This window comes from Chitinophaga sp. (assembly GCF_036566945.1).
GTDB lineage: Bacteria > Bacteroidota > Bacteroidia > Chitinophagales > Chitinophagaceae > Chitinophaga.
Genome location: NZ_DATCVJ010000798.1, coordinates 1 through 3572, shown reverse-complemented (window position 1 = coordinate 3572; position 3572 = coordinate 1). Strand labels below are relative to the sequence as shown.

The following is a 3572-nucleotide window of genomic DNA, read 5'->3' as shown; positions in this document are numbered from 1 at the left end:
AAATCCAGCTATTGGCTACCTGTGCGGAGGTGATCCCGTTCTGGATATAATTGGCACTACCGGTAGCAGGTGCACCAGTGTTGGTTATAGTAAATGTTGGGTTATTCGTTATTGTTTGTGCAGCGCCAGTAATTGAAATACCAGTGCCAGCAGTTAAAGTCACCGTTTTTGTATTAGCAATAGGGTCTGATTCCGTAGCAACACCAGTAGCAGTTAATATACCTGTAGTAGCATTTAATGCCAATCCGGTGCCTACGGTTAATTCTTGAACACTACCAGTACTCGCGGTATATCTACCGAGGATTCTACCTGTGGTAACATTTTGTATATCAGCATAAGTTACCGTAGCAGGCGTAATATTCAATGTTATAGAACCTGGTACTGTGCCAGTGCCAGTTACATCGCCAGTAAGTGTTAAAGAATGTGTATGTGCCGTAGCAGAGGCTCCAATATCCGCCGCTGTCAATGCCCTGGTAGCAACAGCGGTAAGATGCCCGGCAGAATTGGTTACTACATTTGAGTAAACAAATGCCCCCGTTAGTCCTGTTCCCTGACTATTGGGGCCACCTGCCGGGTGATTAGCATCTGTCCACACCGGATTACCGGCTGCATTAGGGATCGCAGAAAATGTAGTAACCCCTGTTGCTCTGTTAATTGATAAAGGGGTACCTATTGGAGCCCCTGTATTATCGTAACGCGTTATATAAAAGTCATTTCCCACATTTCCAGTAGCTTCTGTATTAGCCCTGTTAAATGACCACCTCAGATTCGCACCAGCGGCACTAGTTCCAGTAGATAAATCATAATCACGGCCTATCCCGGGGTTACTATATGCAGTGTACTTAGAAGCTACCGCAACTCCACTCGTCCAAAAACCGGCACCTCCTTGTGCAGATGTAGTTTGATTCTGAATATAATTAGTGCTTCCTGTAGCAGGAGCTGCTGAAATATCAGAAGGAATTAGTGCACGAGTAGTAACGGTCGTAATGTGACCAGCCGAATTGGAAGTTAAAGATGCAAGTACGTTAGCACCGGTTAATGTTGCTGTAAATGGAAGTCCGGCAGGGTGATTAGCGTCAGTCCACAACGGATTTCCTCCAGCCATGGGGATGGCCGAGAACGTGGTAACGCCGGTGGAGCGGTTAATAGATAGTGGAGTCCCTATTGGAACTCCTGTATTATCATGCCTTGAGATAAAGAAGTCGTTACCTACATTACCTGTTGCTTCTGTATTAGCCCGGCTAAATGACCATCTTAAATTGGCACCAGTAGCACTCGTTCCAGTGGCCATTTGAAAATCTCTGGTGGTAGATGGTGGGCTATATGCTGCAAATACAGCAGCTATTCCAGGTCCACTGGTCCAAAACCCAGTACCTGGTTGAGCAAATGTTATCTGATTCTGAATGAAACTGTTGGAAGTGCCGGCAGGCGCGGATATACTATACTGCTGGCCGTTTTTTTTGTATACTATATTATCACCGGAACGATAAATAGTATCCACGCCAGCCAATCCGGGAAGGGTGCTTAAGTCCAGTGTATCCTGTCCGGAGATGGCAATCTGGCTGTTGCCAATTTTTTCCAGCCTTACTTTTCGGAATTCGGTGCGTCCACGTCCTTTGTTGAACAGAAACCCGGAAACGCCCTGGGTTCTGTTTTCGAGAATTAGTTCCGCAGTGTCGCATACGTTGTAAATACGAACACTGTCGGCGCGGATCTGGTAAACTTGCTGTCCAAAGCTTATCAGGCTGATCATCAGCCATGTGCAGGTTAAAACAAAATATTTCATAGGTACTCTTCTGAGATGATAAGGGCTATAGGTATTTATTATAGTTTAAAAGTTATGCTGGAAGTATTATCGCAGATCGAATGGGCAAACGAATTCACATTATATTTCTGGGATATCTTATCCTTCAAATATACGAACGGTGGTATTAATAATATTAATTATGTGTAATAATTTAATTGCAAAATGGAGCTTGTATAGTTGGCGACCTGGTCATTATTACAGATTGAACAACGTGATGCCGGAATCATTTCTGTTCCTGATATCCTGGCGCACTGCCAATGCATCCTGTTTCCCGGAAGTAAAGCAATTTAATCGCAGTATATAGTTGTTAATAGCGGGAACCTCCTTTCAGGCATCAGATTTTTTTTCCTGAGAACTGCTATGCGAGCAACTTTCACGGCAAATACGAAGGATATGTTAATTGATGTTGGTAAATTGGAAAATCCCCTCAAAATCCCTCTGGAATCATCGAATTTATTCCTACTTTTACAGGCCTTGCCAGGCAGCTGTAAAACTGACACCTTGACAGACAGCCGTTAACAAGCACAATATTTGAGTAATCTGGATGCCGTCTATCCAACTGACGAAGCCCGCAGCCTTAGTGCCACAGGCTGGTGAAGCAGGGATTTATCAACTGATACACTCAGCCTGGATGGGGTCAGGTTACAATAAATAGAAATCGTAATTCGTAATTAAACATTCAACATGTTAGGTTTTTTATCAAAGCTATTTGGAGGGAATAAATCAGAAAGGGATATCAAATCCATCTCTCCAGTGGTGCAGCAGATTAATGAGGAGTACGAAAAACTGCAATCCCTGCCTATTGATGTGCTGCGTCGTAAAACGCAGGACTTCCGCGCCCGTATCGCTGAACATCTCGCCGTTATTGATAAAGAAATAGCGGATAAGCAGTCAGCTGCAGATGAAGAAGAAGATGTAACCGCAAAAGACACGATTTATCAGGAAATAGATATTCTTAAGAAAGACCGCGATAAGCAACTGGAAGTAGTACTGAAAGAACTGCTGCCAGCGGCTTTTGCTGTTGTAAAAGAAACTGCCCGCCGCTTTACCAACAATACTACGCTGGAAGTAACTGCTACCGATCTGGATCGCCAACTGGCGCTGAAAGGAGATTACGTGAGTATCCAGGGAGACAAGGCCATTTGGCAAAACAGCTGGAACGCTGCCGGTAGCCGCGTTACCTGGAACATGGTACACTACGATGTACAGCTGATTGGTGGTACCGTACTGCATCAGGGTAAGATTGCGGAAATGGCAACAGGTGAAGGTAAAACACTCGTGTCTACCCTGCCTGCTTACCTCAACGCACTGGCTGGTCAAGGTGTTCACATCGTAACCGTGAATGATTACCTGGCCCGTCGTGACTCTGAGTGGAATGGTCCCCTCTTCGAATTCCTCGATATCACAGTAGACTGTATCGATAAACACCAGCCTAATACACCCGACCGCCGCAATGCCTACCTGGCGGATATCACCTACGGTACCAACAACGAATTTGGTTTTGACTACCTCCGTGATAACATGGTACATAACCCGGATGAAATGGTGCAACGTAAGCATCACTACGCCATGGTGGATGAGGTGGATAGCGTACTGGTGGATGATGCCCGTACCCCGCTGATCATTTCCGGTCCTATCCCACGTGGAGAAGAACAGGAATTCCACGCACTGAAGCCACGTATCGAATACCTGGTGGAAATGCAGAAAAAGGCAGTGAACCAATACCTGCAGGAAGCTAAAAAGCTGATTGCAGAAGGTAAAGATG

The 3572-nt window shown here is 45.2% G+C and carries 2 pseudogenes; one reads left to right on the top strand and one right to left on the bottom strand.

Annotated elements, in window-relative coordinates:
- Positions 1-1753: pseudogene (locus tag VIP81_RS24235) on the bottom strand (hypothetical protein); the annotation flags it as partial.
- Between the two features lie 738 nt (positions 1754-2491).
- On the opposite strand from VIP81_RS24235, the pseudogene secA reads away from it, so the two are divergent.
- Positions 2492-3572, top strand: a pseudogene (secA, locus tag VIP81_RS24230) (preprotein translocase subunit SecA); the annotation flags it as partial.